Origin of the sequence: Microbispora sp. NPDC046933 (assembly GCF_040644635.1) — a bacterium.
Taxonomy (GTDB): domain Bacteria; phylum Actinomycetota; class Actinomycetes; order Streptosporangiales; family Streptosporangiaceae; genus Microbispora.
The window spans coordinates 265,687-280,979 of sequence record NZ_JBEYWW010000006.1 but is presented as its reverse complement, the minus strand read 5'-3'; the positions used below and the strand labels follow the sequence as shown (position 1 = coordinate 280,979).

Here is a 15,293-nt window from a genome sequence, read left to right as displayed (position 1 = left end):
TGCGTTCTGGGAGAGTTGCGCGATGGCCTGGTCGCAGGACGAAGAGCGGATGCTGGCGATGATCGAGCGGCACCTCACCGACGAGGACCCGAAGCTTGCGGCCAGGCTCGAGTCGTTCAACCACCGTGCGGGGCGCGGACGGCAGGGGCGGGGCGCCGGCCGCCGCCGGCCGGGCCGCTCCACCGTGATCATCGCGGTGAGCTGGCTGCTCATCGCCACGTTGATCGCGACCCTGCTGGTCATGGCCCTGCGGCACGACGCCGCCGCTCTCCCGGTTTAGCGGCGGTCAGGACCTCGCCGAGCACGGCGCAGCCGGGCTCTGCCGCGTCGGAGGGTGTGGTCTCGGCCAGGAAGCGTTCGAGACCTTTCGCGGGCTTACCACGTCAGGACAGGGCCTTGAGGAAGTGCGCGGCGACGGGGGCGGCCACCTCGCCGCCCATGCCGCCGGCCTCCACGACGACGGCGAAGGCCAAGTCGCCGCGGAAGCCCATGAACCAGGCGTGCGAGTCGAGTTCGGGCCCGGTGCCGAACTCGGCGGTCCCGGTCTTGCCCGCCGTACCCGCGGGCAGTCCGGCGGCGTGGGCGGTGCCCTTGGTGACGACCGCCCGCATCATCGACCGCAGGTTCTTGACGACCTCCTCCGGCAGCTTCTTGGGAGCGGTCTTCTGCTCCAGCGAGGGCACCAGCGTGGGCGGCCGCCAAGAGCCGTCGGCCACCGCCGCGGCCACGGTCGCGATCACCAGCGGGCTGGCGGTGATCCTGGCCTGCCCGAACGACTCCGCGGCGAGTTCGGCGTCGCTGGTGGCCTTCGGCATGCTTCCGGGGGTCGCCGGGACGCCGATGCGCAGCGGCTGGTTGAAGCCCAGGTCCGTCGCCAGGTCGTACAGCTTGCGCGCGCCCAGCTTCTGAGCGGCGAGCGGGGCGAACGTCGTGTTGCACGAGTGGGCGTAGGAGTCGAGGAACGACAGCGACCCGAACGCCTCGTGGTCGGAGTTGCGGATCTTCAGCCCGCCGACGACCGCCTCCTTGGGGCAGGTCACCCGGCTCGACGGGGTCAGTCCCTCGGCCAGCAGCCCGGCCGCCGTGATCGTCTTGAACGTGGATCCGGGAGCGTACTTGCCGTCCAGTGCCCGGTTGAACCCGCCCCGGTTGTTCACGACGGCGAGGATCTCGCCTGTCGAAGGCTTGACGGCGACGAGCGAGGCGGGTTTGTCCAGGTCGCGCACCGCGTCGGCGGCGGCCTTCTGCACCTTCAGGTCGAGACTGGTGCGCAGGTCCTTGCCGGGGGAGCCCTTGACGGTGTGCAGGGTCTTCCGGCTCTCGCCCACCACCTGGATCTCGGTGGTGGGAGTTCCGGCGAGCTGCTTCTGGAACGTCTCCTGCAGTCCGCCGCGGCCCACGGCGTCGCCCTTCTTGTAGGCGGTGCCCAGCTTCTCGACGTCCTCGTCCTTGGCCTTGTCCAGGAAGCCGACGAGTTGCTGCACCGAGCCGCCCACGTCGCCGCCGTCGATGCGGTCGCCGTCGGCGCCGGTGATGGCCGCCCGCTGCGGCCACGACGTCTTCAGCGCCAGGTGGTTGGTCCCGTCGAGCGCGGGGTGGACCGCGGACGGCGCCCAGTCGACCTTCCAGTAGTGGTCCTTGACCACGAGCCTGAGCGAGCCCTTGTAGGTCCAGTCGCCGACGTTCTTCACGGTGGCGGTCGCGGTGTAGGAGGCGGTCGCCCGGTCGTCCTTCGCCGCGCCGGCCCGTACGTCGCGGACGGCGATCTTGGTGACCGCGAGGTTCTTGGTGAGCTCGGCGTACGCCGCGTCGAAGCCGGCGGCGGGTGAGGCGAGCTCGGCCTTCATCGCCGCGAGGTCGCCCCTCGACCAGGCCGCGGTGAACCGCGCCGCGGTCTCCTGAGGCGTGCCGCGTGTGTGCAGCAGGTAGTAGGCGCCACCGGCGGCGGCTCCGGCCAGCACGACGGCCACGGCGGCCGAGATCGCGACAGTACGTCCTCGCGGCACGCGTACCCCCTATGACGGCCCTGCGGTCGGGACCAGAGCCTAGCGGGGCCAAATCGTTATTTACACTCCTGCTTCGCCGGCGCCCTTGACGCTGGCGCCGTACCGGGGGACGTACTCCTGGCCGGACAGCCGCTGGATCGCGGCCATCACCTCGTCGGTCACCCGCCGCCGGTCCCGGGCGCTGCCCGGGTCGCCGGTGAAGGTCATCGGCTCGCCGAACCGCACGCCGATGCCGTGCAGGCGCGGCACCGAGGTGCCGGGCGGCAGCACCTTCTCGGTGCCGAGCATGGCGACGGGCACGACCGGGGCGCCGGTGGTCAGCGTGAGCCAGGCCACGCCGACCTTTCCCCGGTACAGCCGGCCGTCGGGGGAGCGGGTGCCCTCGGGGTAGATGCCGAACAGCTCGCCCGCCTTCAGCACCTCCACCGCGGCGTCGAGCATGTCCTGGGCGGCGGAGACGTTCTCCCGGTCGATCTCCATCGCCCCCATCGCGCGCATCCACGCCGCGACGAGGGGGTTGCCGGTGAAGTACTCCTTCTTCGCCACGAACCGCACCATGCGCGGCACCACGGCCGGCATGAAGAACGAGTCGAGCACGGACAGATGGTTGGAGGCGAGGATCGCGGGCCCGTCCGCGGGGACGTGCTCGCGTCCTTCCATCCGCGGCCGCCACAGCGCGTGCATGACGGGAACGCTGACGAACTTCAGGGCGGGGTAGAGCACGGCCTCTCCTTCTCCGGTCCGACGGACATACCCTAGGCCGCCCGGACCCCCGTTCAGGTGTACGACCCCTGCAACACACTCCCTCGTGTTTTGTACGGCTTCACCAACACTTCTCTGTACCTACTAGTATGTACGGCCATGAGCACACCGGACCGCCTGATCGAGAGCACCCGCGAACTGCTGTGGGAGCGCGGCTATGTCGGGACCAGTCCCCGGGCCATCCAGCAGCGGGCGGGAGCCGGGCAGGGCAGCATGTATCACCACTTCTCCGGCAAGCCCGACCTCGCGCTGGCCGCGATCGGCCGTACGGCCGAGGAGATGCGCGCAGGGGTGGAGGAGATCCTGAGCGGCCCGGGCACGGCTGTGGAGCGCGTGTCGGCCTACCTGCGGCGCGAGCGGGAGGTGCTGCGGGGCTGCCCGATCGGCCGGCTCACCCAGGACCCCGACGTCATGGCGGATCCGGCGCTGCGGCGGCCGGTGGAGGAGACGTTCGCGTGGCTGCGCGACCGGCTCGCGGCCGTGCTGGCCGAGGGGCGCGACCGGGGCGAGTTCGGCGCCGGTCTCGATCCGGGACCGACCGCGGCGACGGTCGTGGCGGTGCTGCAGGGCGGATACGTCCTGGCCCGCGCGGCCGGCTCGCCCGAGCCGTTCCACCAGGCCGTCGACGGCGTGCTCGCCCTGCTGTCCCGCCCCTGAGCACCCGAGGAGACCCCGCCGTGTACGCGATGCAGTACGAGATCACCCTGCCCGCCGACTACGACATGGCGATCACCCGGGAGCGGGTGGCCACCTGCGGGCATGCCCTCGACGACCGGGCCGGGCTCGGTCTCAAGGCCTACCTGATCGGCGAGCGGGGCGCCGCCGGGTCGCCGGTCAACCAGTACGCGCCGTTCTACCTCTGGCAGGACGCCGGGAGGATGGGCGAGTTCCTGGTCGGCGGGAGCCGCGCCCGCCGGCGCCGAACGCTACGAGGTGCTGCACCTGTCCGCGCCCGGCCTGGCGGTCCTGCCCCGGGGCCGGGCCTGGTGAAAAGACACGACGCCCCGCGAGAACGGGTCTCGCGGGGCGTCCACGTCGAGGGCCGATGTGGCGGTCGCCTCCTCGGCGAGATGCACAACACGGCTCCAGCCGAACGGTATTCCGTGAAGGCGGTGATTGCGGCCCGGGGGACACAAACCACATCGGCCACAGACGACTTTAGCCGACTTCCGCCCCTGCTTTCTCCCGCCCCCCGCATCGGGCTCCGTCATCAGCGGCCCAAGCCTGCTTGCACTAAGGTCGGCGAGTGGCGAATTTGATCAAAACAGAACGACTCGTGCTGCGGCGCTGGCGGGAGGAGGACAAGGAGCCCTTCGCGGCGCTGAACGCCGATCCGGTCGTCATGGAGCACTTCCCGGCCACGCTGGCCCGGGAGGAGAGCGACGCGCTGGTCGAGCGCATCGAGGCCGGTTTCGACGAGCGCGGATTCGGCTGGTGGGCGGTCGAGGCGGACGGTGAGTTCGTCGGTTTCACCGGGCTGCAGGTCCCCAGGTTCACCGCCCACTTCACGCCGTGCGTGGAGATCGGCTGGAGGCTCGCGAGGTCCGCCTGGGGGCGGGGGTACGCCACGGAGGCGGCGCGCGCGTCACTGGAGGACGGGTTCGGCAGGCTCGGCCTGACCGAGGTCGTCTCGTTCACGGCGGTGCCGAACGTCCGCTCGCAGGCGGTCATGCGGCGGCTCGGGATGACCCACGACCCCGCCGAGGACTTCGACCACCCGGTGCTCCCCGAGGGTCACCCGCTGCGCCGCCACGTCCTCTACCGGATACGCAGGCAGGGGTGAGCCGCATGCGGTTGCTGGTGCTGGGCGGCACGACGTTCGTCGGCCGGTGGGTGGTCACGGCCGCGGTGGAGCGCGGCTGGCACGTCACCACCTTCACCCGTGGGCTCGCCGGGTGGGCCCACCACGGGGCCGAGGCGGTGACCGGCGACCGGACCCGCCAGGACGGCCTGGCCCCGCTCGCCGGAGGCCGGTGGGACGTGGTGGTGGACACCTGGGCCGGCGCGCCCCGGGTCGTGCGCGACAGCGCCCGCGCGCTGGCCGGGCGCGCCGGCAGGTACGTGTACGTGTCCAGCAGGGCGGTGTACGCGCCCCCGACGCCGGCCGGCCTGAACGAGGACTGGCCCACTGTCGAGGCGTCCGCGGACGCCGAGGACATCGACTACGCCCCCAACAAGCGGGGCGGCGAGATCGCCGTGGAGGAGGCCTTCGGCGACCGCGCCGTGCTGGCCAGGGCCGGGCTGATCCTCGGGCCGTACGAGCTCCCCGGACGGCTGCCGCACTGGCTGCTGCGGGCCGCGCGGGGCGGGGAGATGCTCGCCCCCGGACCGGCCGCCCAGCCGTTCCGCTACGTGGACGTACGGGACCTCGCGGCCTGGATCCTCGACGCGGCCGAGAGCGGCGTGACGGGACCGGTCAACCTGGTCAACCCGGAGGGCCACGCCACGACCCGGGACCTGCTGGAGTCCGCGGTCGCCGTCACCGGCGGGCTCGCGGAGCCGGTCTGGGTCGATCCCGAAGCGATCGAGGCCGGCGGGATCGACCGGTGGACCGAACTGCCGGGATGGATTCCGCCCGGTCCCGAGCAGGCCGGGCTCATCCGGACCGACGTCGGCAGGGCCCTGGCCACCGGGCTGCGGTGCCGTCCGGTGGTGGAGACCGTCGCCGACACCTGGGCCTGGCTGACCGGGTCCGGCGAGGTCCCCGCGTTCCCGCCGGGACTGGACCCCGCCAAGGAGCGGGCCGTGATCGACGCCTGGCGCCGAGCCGTGTAGCCCTTCGAGATCGAAGGCGCGGAACTGCCTGCAGGCAGGCCCATGGCGTGGGCCTGCACGGTCATACGCGCCACCGCCTGGCCAAGGCCGTAGTCGGCGAATCGGAATAGATCATGCCGCCGGACAGCCGACGATGTGAGTTGCGGGGCGTTCATACCTGACGCCAGTGGGCCGGGTGGTGCGCGCCGAGCAGCCGCGTCAAGGTCGCCATGAGCTGGGTGATCTGCGCAGGGTCGAGTGGATCCAGGAAACGCGTGGTGGCGGCGGCGAGGGCGTCGTCAGCGCGGGGTGAGCAGCTCGCCGCCGAGCGCCGTCGGTTCGATGACACGGCGCCTCCTGTCCTTGTTGTCAGGTGTGCGGCTAATTGCTCCACATGCTTCGAGCTTGTCCAGGTATGTGACCAGGTCGCCGGGTCGGCGCGAGTCGTTGTGCGACATCGCGCTGCATGAGGGGACCGAGATGACGTCGACGCGAACGGTGGCCGTGACTTCCGGGCGGTTGACGTACACCGAGGCTGGGGACTTCCGCGCCCCGGTGCTCGTTTTGCTGCATGGCCGGCCTCAGCCCCGGCGACGCTGGGACCGGCTCATTCCGCTCGCCGCGGACAGGTATCGGGTGATCGCCTTCGACCTGCCCGGTATCGGCGGCTCCGCTGACGTTCGTGCCGACGGGACCAAGCATCGGATCGCCGCCGTTCCCCGGCGGCCGTGGAGGCGCTCGAGGAGAGGCGGGGTCCACGCCTGCCGTCCGGAGTACGGCGGGTCCGGGCCGAGTCACCGTGCGGCGAGCGGCTCCTCGCTCTTCGCCGTCGACTGCGCGCCCGCCATGGTGGAGGGCTTGGGCAGGGTGAGCGTGATCAGCAAGCCGAGGAGCATGCCGGCGGCGGTGAGCAGCACGACCAGGAACTCGCCCTCTGCGGTGGCCTTGAGCAGCACGTCTCCGGTCTTGCCGCCGGTGCCGATGTCGGCTATGGCGGTGAAGACCGCCAGACCGATGGCGTTGCCGATGTTGAGCGAGGTGGACGCGGCGCCGTTGGCGACGCCCTGCTCGTGGGCGGAGGTGCCGGTGGCGGCGGCGATCCACATGGCGGTCCACACGACGCCCTGGCCGACGCCGGAGACGATCAGTCCGGGCAGCAGGGCGAGGTAGCCCGCGTCGGCGTCGAAGCCGAAGGCGAGGACGGCCGTGCCGACGACGCCGACCAGGAAGCCGCCGATCAGCGTCGGGCGCAGGCCGGTGCGCGTGGTGAGGCGCTCGCCGAGCTGAGTGCCGAGAGCGATGGCCAGCGAGGGGACGAGGAAGGCGAGGCCGGTCTGCAGGGCGCTGTAGCCGTGGACGGTCTGCAGCAGGACGGTGAGGAAGTACGGCAGGACGCCGAAGGTGGCCATGTAGATGAAAGTGACGGCCGTGCTCGCGGCCAGGCTGGGGTTGCGGAAGAGCCGGAACGGCATCAGCGGGTCCGAGCTGCGGGTCTCGATGAGCGCGAAGGCGGTCAGCAGGACCGCCGCCGCGACGAACGCGCCGATCACCCAGCCACTGAGCCAGCCGAGCTCGGGGCCCTGGACCAGGGCGAAGACGAGGAGCGTGGCGCCCGCCGTGACGCTGAGGGCGCCCGGCAGGTCGAAGCGCCGGCGCTCCGTGCGGGCCGCGTCGCGCGGGATGACGAACAGCGCGGCGAGGGCGACGAGCCCGGCGAGCGGGACGTTGACGAAGAAGACGGCCGGCCAGCCGAAGTTCTCGGTGAGGACGCCGCCGAGCAGCGCGCCCACGGTCAGGCCGCTGGCGCCGGCTCCGCCCCAGACCGCCAGAGCACGGTTCCGCCCGGGGCCTTCCTCGAAGAGGGTGTTGATCAGCGAGAGCGTGGACGGCAGCAGCAGCGCGCCACCGATCCCCTGGACGACGCGAGCCGCGATGATCACACCGGGGTCGCCGGCCAGTCCGCCGGCCAGCGACGACACCGCGTAGACGGCGAGCGCGAGGACGAAGATGCGCCGCCGGCCGAGCAGGTCGGCGGCCCGCCCGCCAAACAGCAGGAAGCCGCCGGCGAAGACGACGTAGGCACTGACCACCAGTTGCTGGGTCTGCCCAGGGAAGCCGAGATCGGAGCCGATCTCGGGTAGCGCCACGAAGACGATGTTGAGGTCCAGCGCATAGATCAGTTGCGCCAGGGCCAGCAACGCCAGGATCCAGCCCAGATGCCGGGAGCGGCCGGGAGATTGGGCATGGCTCACGGGCGCGGACGAAGCGGACATGCAAGTGAACCTTTCTCGAGTCCTGCCGTGGGGAGGCCCCCGGCAGCGGGATGGGGGCGATGAGCCTCGTTCCACAGTACGAATGTTCGTAAGATTACGTACAGTCGAACTGTAGCGGCAACCTCGGCCGGCGACAGAGGGGTAGGAGCGCAGAGGACGCGACAATCGGACTGTCGACGTACCGTAGGACAGTGAGTTACCGACACCCGGACCGTGAGCAGATCCGCATTGAGGACGTCCTCTCCGCCCTCGGCAACCCGATACGGCTGGCCGTGGTGCGGGTGCTCGATGCCGGGGGCGAGCACAACTGCGGCAGCGTCCTGAACATCCTGGGTGTGACGTCGAAGTCGACCATGACCCACCACTGGCGGGTCCTGCGCGACAGCGGCGTCATCTGGCAGCAGCCCTCCGGACGGGAAAACGCGCTGCGCCTGCGCCGGGAGGACCTGGACGCCCGCTACCCGGGACTGCTCGACGCCATTCTGACCGGCGCCGTCGACGACGAGACGGTCGAGGCGGACCGCGAAAGGCTCCGCTCCGGAACTTGAACCACGCATCGGCCGGCGGGCGCTCGGCTGCCACCGCCGCGCGGGTTTCATGGGGTGAACGGACCCGCCGGGCCCGGACCGGGCAAGGCGGCCGGTCAGGGCGGGCCGCCGGCGTCCGCGCCGTCCGCGCCGTCCGCGCCGTCCGGGCCGCGGCGGCCGTCAAGCCGGCATCCTTTGTTGACGCTGGACTTTTGTTCGAAGGCGAATACGCGCATGGCTCTTTCCCGGTCGCGGGCGCTGCCGTCGGCTCTCGGCGGCAGACCGTTTCCTCGCCCATATCGACGGGAAATCCGGAATTTCACGCGCCCGGAATGTCCATAGGGGCCGTGGGGTGCGGCAGGGATGGGGATTCGGACGCGTAATACCTTTATTGCTTTCGGGGGAGTACCCTCCGATGGCCGCCTCCGCCGATCATTGGTCGGACATATCAAGATATATGGTTATTTGTACGGTTCCTCTCGGTCAACACTGGGCGCTGCAGGGTGGCGACATGGATTTCAAGATCCTCGGGCCGATCGAGGTCCGTACCTCCTACGGGAAGGCGATCGCACTCGGGCGGCGCAAACAGCGGGTTCTGCTCGCCGCCCTGCTGCTCAACGCGGGAAAGGCGATCCCGAGTCACCGGATGCTCGACTGGCTGTGGGGCGAGCGGGCTCCCGCCACCGCCGAGTCGAACCTCTACACCTACATCTCCGCGCTGCGCAGGGCCCTCGGCGCACCGTCCCGCATCGAGGCGGGCTCGAACGGGTACGTGCTGCGGGTCACGCCCGGCGAGGTCGACGTGACGCTGTTCGAGGATCTCGCCGCGCAGGGCCAGCGGGCGCTGGCGGAGGGGCGCCACGACGTCGCGCTCGAACGGCTGACCCGGGCCCTCGGCCTGTGGCGTGCCGAGTCCGTCCTGGAGGGGCTGCCCCTGCCCGCGCCGCTGCGTGGCGAGGCGGCGCGGCTGGAGCGGCTGAGGGCGATCGTCGTGGACGCCTCGCTGGAGGCGCGGCTGGCGCTCGGCCAGCACGGCGAGATGCTCGCCGACCTGGAGGCACTGACCGGCAGAGACCCGCTGAACGAGCGGCTCCGCGCGCAGCACATGCTGGCCTTGTACCGCACCGGCCGCCGGGCCGACGCGCTCGCGGTCTACCACCGCGTGCGGGCGATGCTCGCTGCCGAGCTCGGCATCGATCCCGGCCCGGAGCTGGTCCGTATGCACGAGCGCATCCTCGCCGACGACCCCGCCCTGGCGCCGCCGCAGGTGAGCACCGTCCGCAGGGCGTTCGCTCCGGCTGAACTGCCCATCGGCTCTCCCTCCTTCACCGGCCGGACCGCCGAGATCGCCCGCCTGCGTACGGCGCTGACCTCATCGGGCCCGGGCGCGATCGCCGTCTCGGCGATCACAGGGGCGGCGGGAGCCGGCAAGTCCGCGCTGGCCGTGCACGTCGCCCACCAGGTCGCGGACCGGTTTCCGGACGGGCGGCTCTACGTGGACCTGCACGGCTCCACGCCCGACGTCGCGCCGCTGCACCCGGCCGACGTCCTGGCCCGCCTGCTGCGCTCCCTCGGCGACGACACCGCCGGGCGGCCCGACGTGGACGAGGCCGCGGCGCGGTTCCGCTCGCTGACCGACGGCAGGCACCTGTTGCTCCTGCTCGACAACGCCCGCGACGCCGCGCAGGTGCGCCCGCTGCTGCCGGCGAGCCCCACCTGCCGCGTGCTGATCACCGCCCGCAGGATGCTCACCTCGCTGGACGCCGTGTCGCACTTTCGCCTCGGCATCATGAGCGAGGACGAGACCTCCACGCTGCTCGGGCGCCTGATCGGGGAGGAGCGGGTCGCGGCCGACCGGCGGGCGGCGCGCGCGATCGTGCGGTCGTGCGGCGGCCTGCCGATGGCGATCAGGATCGCCGCCGCCCGGCTGAACGCCAGGCCGGGGCTGTCGCTGCGCGCCCTGGCCGACCGTCTGGCGGTGGAGGACCGCCGCCTGTCCGAGCTCCAATCCGACGACCAGGCCATGCGGGCGTGTTTCATGATGAGCTACCGCGGCCTCGATGCCGAGTCCTCCCGCATGTTCCGGCTGCTCAGCCTGCTCGGTGGCTCCGCCGTCAGCGTCGCGGTCGCCGCGGCCCTGGCCGACCGCCCGGAGCCTCGCACCGCCGACCTGCTGGACCACCTCGCCGAGGCCCAGCTCCTGGAGGCGTCCGACCACGACGAGTACGGCATGCACGATCTGCTCCGCCTGTTCGCCCGCGAGCGGGCCCGGGAGGAGGAGACCGAGGAGGATCAGGAGCAGGCCGTACGGCGGGCGCTGCGCGGCGCCTGGACGACACCCGCGGCGACTCTGTCACCCGCTCGGCCGGCCACGTGCGCGACCGCGGGCAGAAACCGGTCGGCGACCCGGCGCGCGGAAATCCTCCACATTCACTCTGATATCTGACCAGTTGTTTTCGGCGGCCCGCTCCCGGCCGCTTTCTTCTTCTCGCCGGCTTGTGTCCGCATTGACCTACACAGATTTGTATGGTGCCGGGTATAGCCTCGATCCACATTATTGACGACATGTCCGGCCTCTTCGCATGCCAGGAGAAGGCGGGCACCTTGCGGAATTCATGGGAATACGTAGGGGGTTGAGCGGACGTGTCCGAGCTGATCGGTGTCGACGAGTGTGAGAATCTCACGGTGAAACAGGTCCAGGACCTGTACAGAAGGTATGTCAGCCGCAGCCAGGTCAACCTCATGACCTCTTTCGGCTTCGGCCGCGAACTCGTCGAGCGCGCGGAGGGCGCCTGGATATGGACGCGCGACGGCCGCAAGGTCCTCGACGTCACCGGCGGGGTCGGCGTGCTCAACCACGGCCACAACCACCCCCGCATCCTGGAGGCGCGGCGCCGCTTCGCCGAACTGCGGCGCATGGAGGTGCACAAGGCGTTCTTCTCGCCGTACGTGGCCGCCCTGAGTCACAACATGGCCGAACTGCTGCCGGGAGACCTGAACATCTCCTACTTCCCGAACTCGGGCGCGGAGGCCAACGAGGGCGCCGTCAAGCTGGCGTACAAGTACCACGAAGGGCGTCGCAACACGATCCTGCGCTCCGACATCAGCTTCCACGGCAAGACCCTCGGCGCGGGCAGCCTGACGGGGTCGGCCGAGAACTCCTTCCGATTCCCCGGCCTTCCCGGCATCGTCGTGTACCCCTACGGCGACGTCGCGGCCGTCCGCGAGGCCGTCGAGGCCGCACGCACCCCGGACGGGAGGTGCGACGTCTACGCGATCATGGCGGAGCCGTTCAGCGCGTCGAGCATGCGCTGCTGGCCGGAGGCGGATCTCTACGAGTTGCGGCGGCTCTGCGACGCGAACGACATCATGCTCATCTTCGACGAGGTCTATACGGGATGGGGTAAGACGGGCAGTCTCTTCTACTTCATGCGCTACCCCGACCTGTTGCCCGACATCCTCGTGTACTCCAAGTCGCTCGGCGGCGGCAAGGCCTCGATATCCGGGTACACCGCCCGCGAGCCCGTCTTCCGCAAGGCGTACGACCGTCTCTCCGACGTCATCCTGCACAGCACCACCTACTACGGATTCGGCGAGGAGACCGTCACCGCCATCGAGGCCGTCAACATCGCGGTCGAGGACGACTACCCCGCCAGGGCGCGGCAGATCGAGCGCATCCTGCGGCCCGGCCTGGAGAACATCCACAAGCGCCACCCCGACGTGGTCGGCCGCGTGAGCGGCGTGGGCGCGCTGTGGGGGGTGTTCCTCGACGGCGGCCCCAAGGTGCTCGACCTGGCCGGCAAGCTCGCGCCCGGTTTCTCCCACGACCCGCGGTTCCGCACCAAGCTGATCACGCTCTCCGTGATCGCCGAGCTCTACCGCGAACACGGCATCGTCTCCTACTACAGCCCGAACGCCGACAACCCCCTCGTCGTCGCGCCGACCCTCGCGATCGAGGCCGAAGACGTCGAGTACTTCCTGGACGGCCTCGACAAGACGCTGGCCAAGGGCCTGCCGCGGCTGCTCGGCCGGTTCGTGCGAGACAAGGTGGGGTCGCGATGGTCCACCAGGTCGTAGTCACCGGCAGTGCGGGAATGCTCGGCGGCAACCTCGCCCGCAGGCTGGCGGTCGAAGGGCACGACGTGCTCGGGGTGGACCTGCGCCCGCAGGCCGACCCGCTGCTGGCGGCGCGGCACCGGTCCGGCGACGTGCGCGACCTGCGGCTGATGACCGAGGCGATGGCCGGGGCGGACGTGGTCGTCCACTGCGCCGGCGCGCTGCCGAGCTACCCGGCCGAGCAGATCCGCGATCTGATCGTCGAGGGCACCCACACCGTACTGGAGGCCGGGCGCCTGGCCGGGGTGGAGCGGGTGATCCACATCTCCTCCACCGCCGTATACGGGTTGCCGAAGCTCGTGCCCACACCGGAGGATCACCCGCGGGAGCCGGTCGACCCCTACACGAGGGCGAAGGCCGAGGCGGAGGAACTGGCCGAGAAGTACCGGGCCGGCGGGATGTGCGTGCCCATCCTGCGCCCCAAGACCTTCCTGGGCCCGGGCCGTATGGGCCTGTTCGCGATGCTGTTCGAGTGGGCCGAAGAGGGCCGGAACTTCCCCGTCCTCGGCAGGGGGGACAAGCGCATTCAGATGTTCGCCGTCGAGGACCTGGTGGACGCCCTGGTCGGCGTCCTGGACGCGCCGGCGGGCGTCGCCAACGACACCTACAACCTGGCGGCCGCCGAGTTTGGCACGCTGCGCGAGGACTTCCAGGCGGTGCTCGACGCGGCCGGCCGCGGCGGGCGGGTCGTCTCGCTGCCCGCCGGCCCGGCCCTGGCCGGGCTCCGGCTGCTGGAACGCAGCCGGCTGTCGCCGGTGTACGGGCGGCTGGTGCGCAAGCTGCTCGCCGACTCCTACGTCAGCATCGACAAGGCCCGTGAACGTCTCGGCTTCCGTCCACGGCTGTCCAACCGCGACGCGATCCTCCGCACGTACGCGTGGTGGCGGGAGCGGCGCGCGGCCGGCTCACCGCACGGCTCACCGCACGGTGCGGGCCGGACGAGCCGAGACGCGTGGCGGCAGGGCGCGCTGTCGCTGGCGAAAGTCTTCTTCTGAGCTGACCGGGGTAGAGCATGCGCGTCGTCGAATCGGCAGACGTCCCAGACAGCCCGCAGCGTCCGGAACCGGCGCCGGTCCGGGCAGTGGAGACCCGCACGCGCCTGGCCGCGGACCTCGCGGGCCTGGTCCGCCCGTCCCACGCGGTCAAGGCGATCCTCCTGGTGCCCGTGGCGCTCATCGGCGCGCCCTCCTACGGCCCGGCCACCGTGGCCGGGATCGTCTCGGCGACAGCGGCGTTCATGCTCGCCTCCGCCGCCGTTTACATCGGCAACGACATCACCGACCGGCACCGCGACCGGCGTCATCCCGTCAAGCGCCACCGGCCGATCGCGGCGGGCCGGGTGGGGGTGGTGACCGCGGGCGCCTGCTGCGCGGTCCTGCTGGCGCTGCTCGCCGCCATCGTCGCGCGGGCGCCGGCGTCATACTGGCCGGTGCTGGTGTACCTCCTGCTCAACGTCGCCTACAGCCGCTTCCTCAAGCACATGCCGCTCATCGACGTGGGGACGGTGGCGGCGGGCTTCGTCCTGCGGGTCGTGCAGGGGTACGAGGTGACCGGAGGCCGGGCGCCCGCCTGGCTGCTGATCACGGTTTTCTCGATGTCCCTGCTGCTGCTCGTCGGCAAGCGGCGTCAGGAGCTGCTGCACGGCGGGGCCGCCCACCGGCCCGCGCTGCGCGGCTACTCGATGGAGCTGACCAACTGGCTGCTGCAGATCGCCTCCGTGCTCGCCCTCGTCTCCGGCCTGATGTACCTGCGTGACGAAGGGCCGTTCGGGCCTCAGTACGGCCAGACGGCGATGATGCTGTCCACTCCGTTCGCGTTGTTCGCCCTCTTCCGCTACCTGCAGCTCCAGCTGGTCGACAAGGAGGGCGGTGACCCGGTCCGCATCCTGCTGCGCGACCGCGTCATGGTCGCGAACTCGATGCTGTGGGCCGCCACCCTGGGTGTGACGCTCGTGCTCGTCCACCACCCGTCCCTGGCGGCCGCCGTCCCGTTGTGAGAACGACCGAGATCGACCGAGATCGACCGAGATCGACCGAGATCGACATGGAAGGAAGGCGATGGACGTCCGCTTGTTGGGACCGGTGGAGGTGACCTCCGGCGGCCGTTGCCTCCCCCTGGGGCCGCCCCAGCGGCGCGCGGTGCTGGCCGCCCTGGCGGTCGACGCCGATCGCCCCGTGACGCTCCGCACGCTGATCGAGCGCGTCTGGGACGATCCGCCGGACGGGGCGACCGACTCGCTGTACGCCCACATCGCCCGCCTGCGGCAGGCGCTGACCGCGACCGGGGCCTCCATCGAACGCCGCGGCGGCGGCTACGCGCTCGGGGTGGACCCCGAGCGGGTGGACGCCTACCGGTTCCGCCGGCTCGCCAGGCAGGCGCAGGGCGCGTGCGACGACCTCACCCGGGCCGCGCTGCTGGCCGAGGCGATGGAGCTGTGGCGCGGCGCGCCCCTCGCCGGCATCCGGGGAGACTGGGCCGCCCGCATGCGGTACGGCATCGAGCAGCAGTTCGTCGGCACCGTCGTCACGTGGGCGCAGGCGCACCTGCGCCTGGGACGGCCGGACATGGTGGTCACCGAACTGACCCCGCTGGTGCCGCGCTACCCGCTCGCGGAGCCGCTCGCGAGCATGCTGATGCGCGGCCTGCAGGCCCTTGGACGCACCGCGGAGGCGGTGGCCCTGTACGCCCGCCTGCGCGGATACCTGGCCGACCACCTGGGTATCGAGCCGGGGCCGGAGCTGCGCGAGCTGCATCTGCGGATGCTGCGCGGCGGCGACGAGGATCGTCCGCTCTTGCGGCCGGCCGGGCGGAACGGGGCGCGCGACCTGCTGTTCGCCCAGGCCACCGGTTGAGCG

15 protein-coding genes and 1 pseudogene are annotated in these 15,293 nt (G+C 71.3%); 12 read left to right on the top strand and 4 right to left on the bottom strand.

Translation table 11 applies throughout. The features are described from left to right. Positions 1–22: 22 nt before the first annotated feature. Entirely contained in the window at positions 23–280 is a 258-nt protein-coding gene (locus ABZ857_RS11045) for a DUF3040 domain-containing protein (RefSeq protein WP_079313873.1), read from the top strand. Positions 281–383: 103 nt separating this feature from the next. Here ABZ857_RS11045 and ABZ857_RS11040 read toward each other — a convergent pair whose 3' ends face one another. Next, the gene (locus ABZ857_RS11040; protein ID WP_357040966.1) at positions 384–2,006 is read right to left on the bottom strand and encodes a penicillin-binding transpeptidase domain-containing protein; all 1,623 of its coding nucleotides are present in this window, start codon (positions 2,004–2,006) and stop codon (positions 384–386) included. Positions 2,007–2,066: 60 nt separating this feature from the next. After that, the gene (locus ABZ857_RS11035; RefSeq protein WP_357040963.1) at positions 2,067–2,729 is read right to left on the bottom strand and encodes a lysophospholipid acyltransferase family protein; all 663 of its coding nucleotides are present in this window, start codon (positions 2,727–2,729) and stop codon (positions 2,067–2,069) included. A 138-nt stretch (positions 2,730–2,867) separates the two neighbouring features. On the opposite strand from ABZ857_RS11035, the gene ABZ857_RS11030 reads away from it, so the two are divergent. Genes ABZ857_RS11030 through ABZ857_RS11015 form a run of 4 tightly spaced genes read left to right on the top strand, consistent with a single transcriptional unit; the run spans position 2,868 to position 5,543 of the window. Next, positions 2,868–3,425 carry a TetR/AcrR family transcriptional regulator gene (locus tag ABZ857_RS11030; RefSeq protein WP_357040960.1) on the top strand — a complete coding sequence of 186 codons (558 nt, stop codon included), beginning with the start codon at positions 2,868–2,870 and terminating at the stop codon, positions 3,423–3,425. A 29-nt stretch (positions 3,426–3,454) separates the two neighbouring features. Further along, on the top strand, positions 3,455–4,027 hold the full coding sequence (locus tag ABZ857_RS11025) for a DUF4865 family protein (RefSeq protein WP_357041103.1): 573 nt from the start codon (positions 3,455–3,457) through the stop codon (positions 4,025–4,027). Then, positions 4,015–4,551, top strand: coding sequence for a GNAT family N-acetyltransferase (locus ABZ857_RS11020; protein ID WP_357040957.1), 537 nt, complete (start codon positions 4,015–4,017; stop codon positions 4,549–4,551). Before ABZ857_RS11025 ends, ABZ857_RS11020 begins: the two co-directional genes overlap by 13 nt. A gap of 5 nt (positions 4,552–4,556) precedes the next feature. Next, positions 4,557–5,543 carry an NAD-dependent epimerase/dehydratase family protein gene (locus tag ABZ857_RS11015; protein WP_357040954.1) on the top strand — a complete coding sequence of 329 codons (987 nt, stop codon included), beginning with the start codon at positions 4,557–4,559 and terminating at the stop codon, positions 5,541–5,543. A gap of 151 nt (positions 5,544–5,694) precedes the next feature. On the opposite strand, the gene ABZ857_RS11010 is transcribed toward ABZ857_RS11015, so the two are convergent. After that, positions 5,695–5,871, bottom strand: coding sequence for a hypothetical protein (locus ABZ857_RS11010; protein WP_357040951.1), 177 nt, complete (start codon positions 5,869–5,871; stop codon positions 5,695–5,697). Between ABZ857_RS11010 and ABZ857_RS11005 the strand changes: the two are divergent. Beyond that, positions 5,865–6,182: pseudogene (locus ABZ857_RS11005) on the top strand (alpha/beta fold hydrolase); the annotation flags it as partial. The gene ABZ857_RS11010 and the pseudogene ABZ857_RS11005 sit on opposite strands and share 7 nt — an antisense overlap. 134 nt (positions 6,183–6,316) lie before the next feature. On the opposite strand, the gene ABZ857_RS11000 reads toward ABZ857_RS11005, so the two are convergent. After that, positions 6,317–7,795 carry an MFS transporter gene (locus ABZ857_RS11000; RefSeq protein WP_357040948.1) on the bottom strand — a complete coding sequence of 493 codons (1,479 nt, stop codon included), beginning with the start codon at positions 7,793–7,795 and terminating at the stop codon, positions 6,317–6,319. A gap of 191 nt (positions 7,796–7,986) precedes the next feature. On the opposite strand from ABZ857_RS11000, the gene ABZ857_RS10995 reads away from it, so the two are divergent. From ABZ857_RS10995 to ABZ857_RS10970, 6 genes are all read left to right on the top strand, one after another. Beyond that, positions 7,987–8,343: a helix-turn-helix domain-containing protein gene (locus ABZ857_RS10995; RefSeq protein WP_357040945.1), complete on the top strand. Its 357-nt coding sequence runs from the start codon at positions 7,987–7,989 to the stop codon at positions 8,341–8,343. 490 nt (positions 8,344–8,833) lie between these two features. Continuing rightward, the gene (locus ABZ857_RS10990) at positions 8,834–10,768 is read left to right on the top strand and encodes an AfsR/SARP family transcriptional regulator (protein WP_357040942.1); all 1,935 of its coding nucleotides are present in this window, start codon (positions 8,834–8,836) and stop codon (positions 10,766–10,768) included. A 239-nt stretch (positions 10,769–11,007) separates the two neighbouring features. Next, positions 11,008–12,399, top strand: coding sequence for an aminotransferase class III-fold pyridoxal phosphate-dependent enzyme (locus tag ABZ857_RS10985; protein ID WP_357040939.1), 1,392 nt, complete (start codon positions 11,008–11,010; stop codon positions 12,397–12,399). Then, complete coding sequence (locus tag ABZ857_RS10980) at positions 12,381–13,433, top strand: NAD-dependent epimerase/dehydratase family protein (RefSeq protein WP_357040936.1); 1,053 nt, start codon at positions 12,381–12,383, stop codon at positions 13,431–13,433. Before ABZ857_RS10985 ends, ABZ857_RS10980 begins: the two co-directional genes overlap by 19 nt. An 86-nt stretch (positions 13,434–13,519) precedes the next feature. After that, positions 13,520–14,434: a UbiA prenyltransferase family protein gene (locus ABZ857_RS10975; RefSeq protein WP_357040932.1), complete on the top strand. Its 915-nt coding sequence runs from the start codon at positions 13,520–13,522 to the stop codon at positions 14,432–14,434. 61 nt (positions 14,435–14,495) lie between these two features. Further along, entirely contained in the window at positions 14,496–15,290 is a 795-nt protein-coding gene (locus ABZ857_RS10970; RefSeq protein WP_357040929.1) for a BTAD domain-containing putative transcriptional regulator, read from the top strand. Positions 15,291–15,293 lie beyond the last annotated feature (3 nt).

Coding starts and splice junctions, on each gene's coding strand:
- ABZ857_RS11015 (WP_357040954.1), top strand. CDS start 4,557: ATGCGGTTGCTGGTGCTGGGCGGCACGACGTTCGTCGGCCGGTGGGTG.
- ABZ857_RS11025 (WP_357041103.1), top strand. CDS start 3,455: ATGCAGTACGAGATCACCCTGCCCGCCGACTACGACATGGCGATCACC.
- ABZ857_RS10970 (WP_357040929.1), top strand. CDS start 14,496: ATGGACGTCCGCTTGTTGGGACCGGTGGAGGTGACCTCCGGCGGCCGT.
- ABZ857_RS11030 (WP_357040960.1), top strand. CDS start 2,868: ATGAGCACACCGGACCGCCTGATCGAGAGCACCCGCGAACTGCTGTGG.
- ABZ857_RS10990 (WP_357040942.1), top strand. CDS start 8,834: ATGGATTTCAAGATCCTCGGGCCGATCGAGGTCCGTACCTCCTACGGG.
- ABZ857_RS11000 (WP_357040948.1), bottom strand. CDS start 7,795: ATGTCCGCTTCGTCCGCGCCCGTGAGCCATGCCCAATCTCCCGGCCGC.
- ABZ857_RS10980 (WP_357040936.1), top strand. CDS start 12,381: ATGGTCCACCAGGTCGTAGTCACCGGCAGTGCGGGAATGCTCGGCGGC.
- ABZ857_RS11045 (WP_079313873.1), top strand. CDS start 23: ATGGCCTGGTCGCAGGACGAAGAGCGGATGCTGGCGATGATCGAGCGG.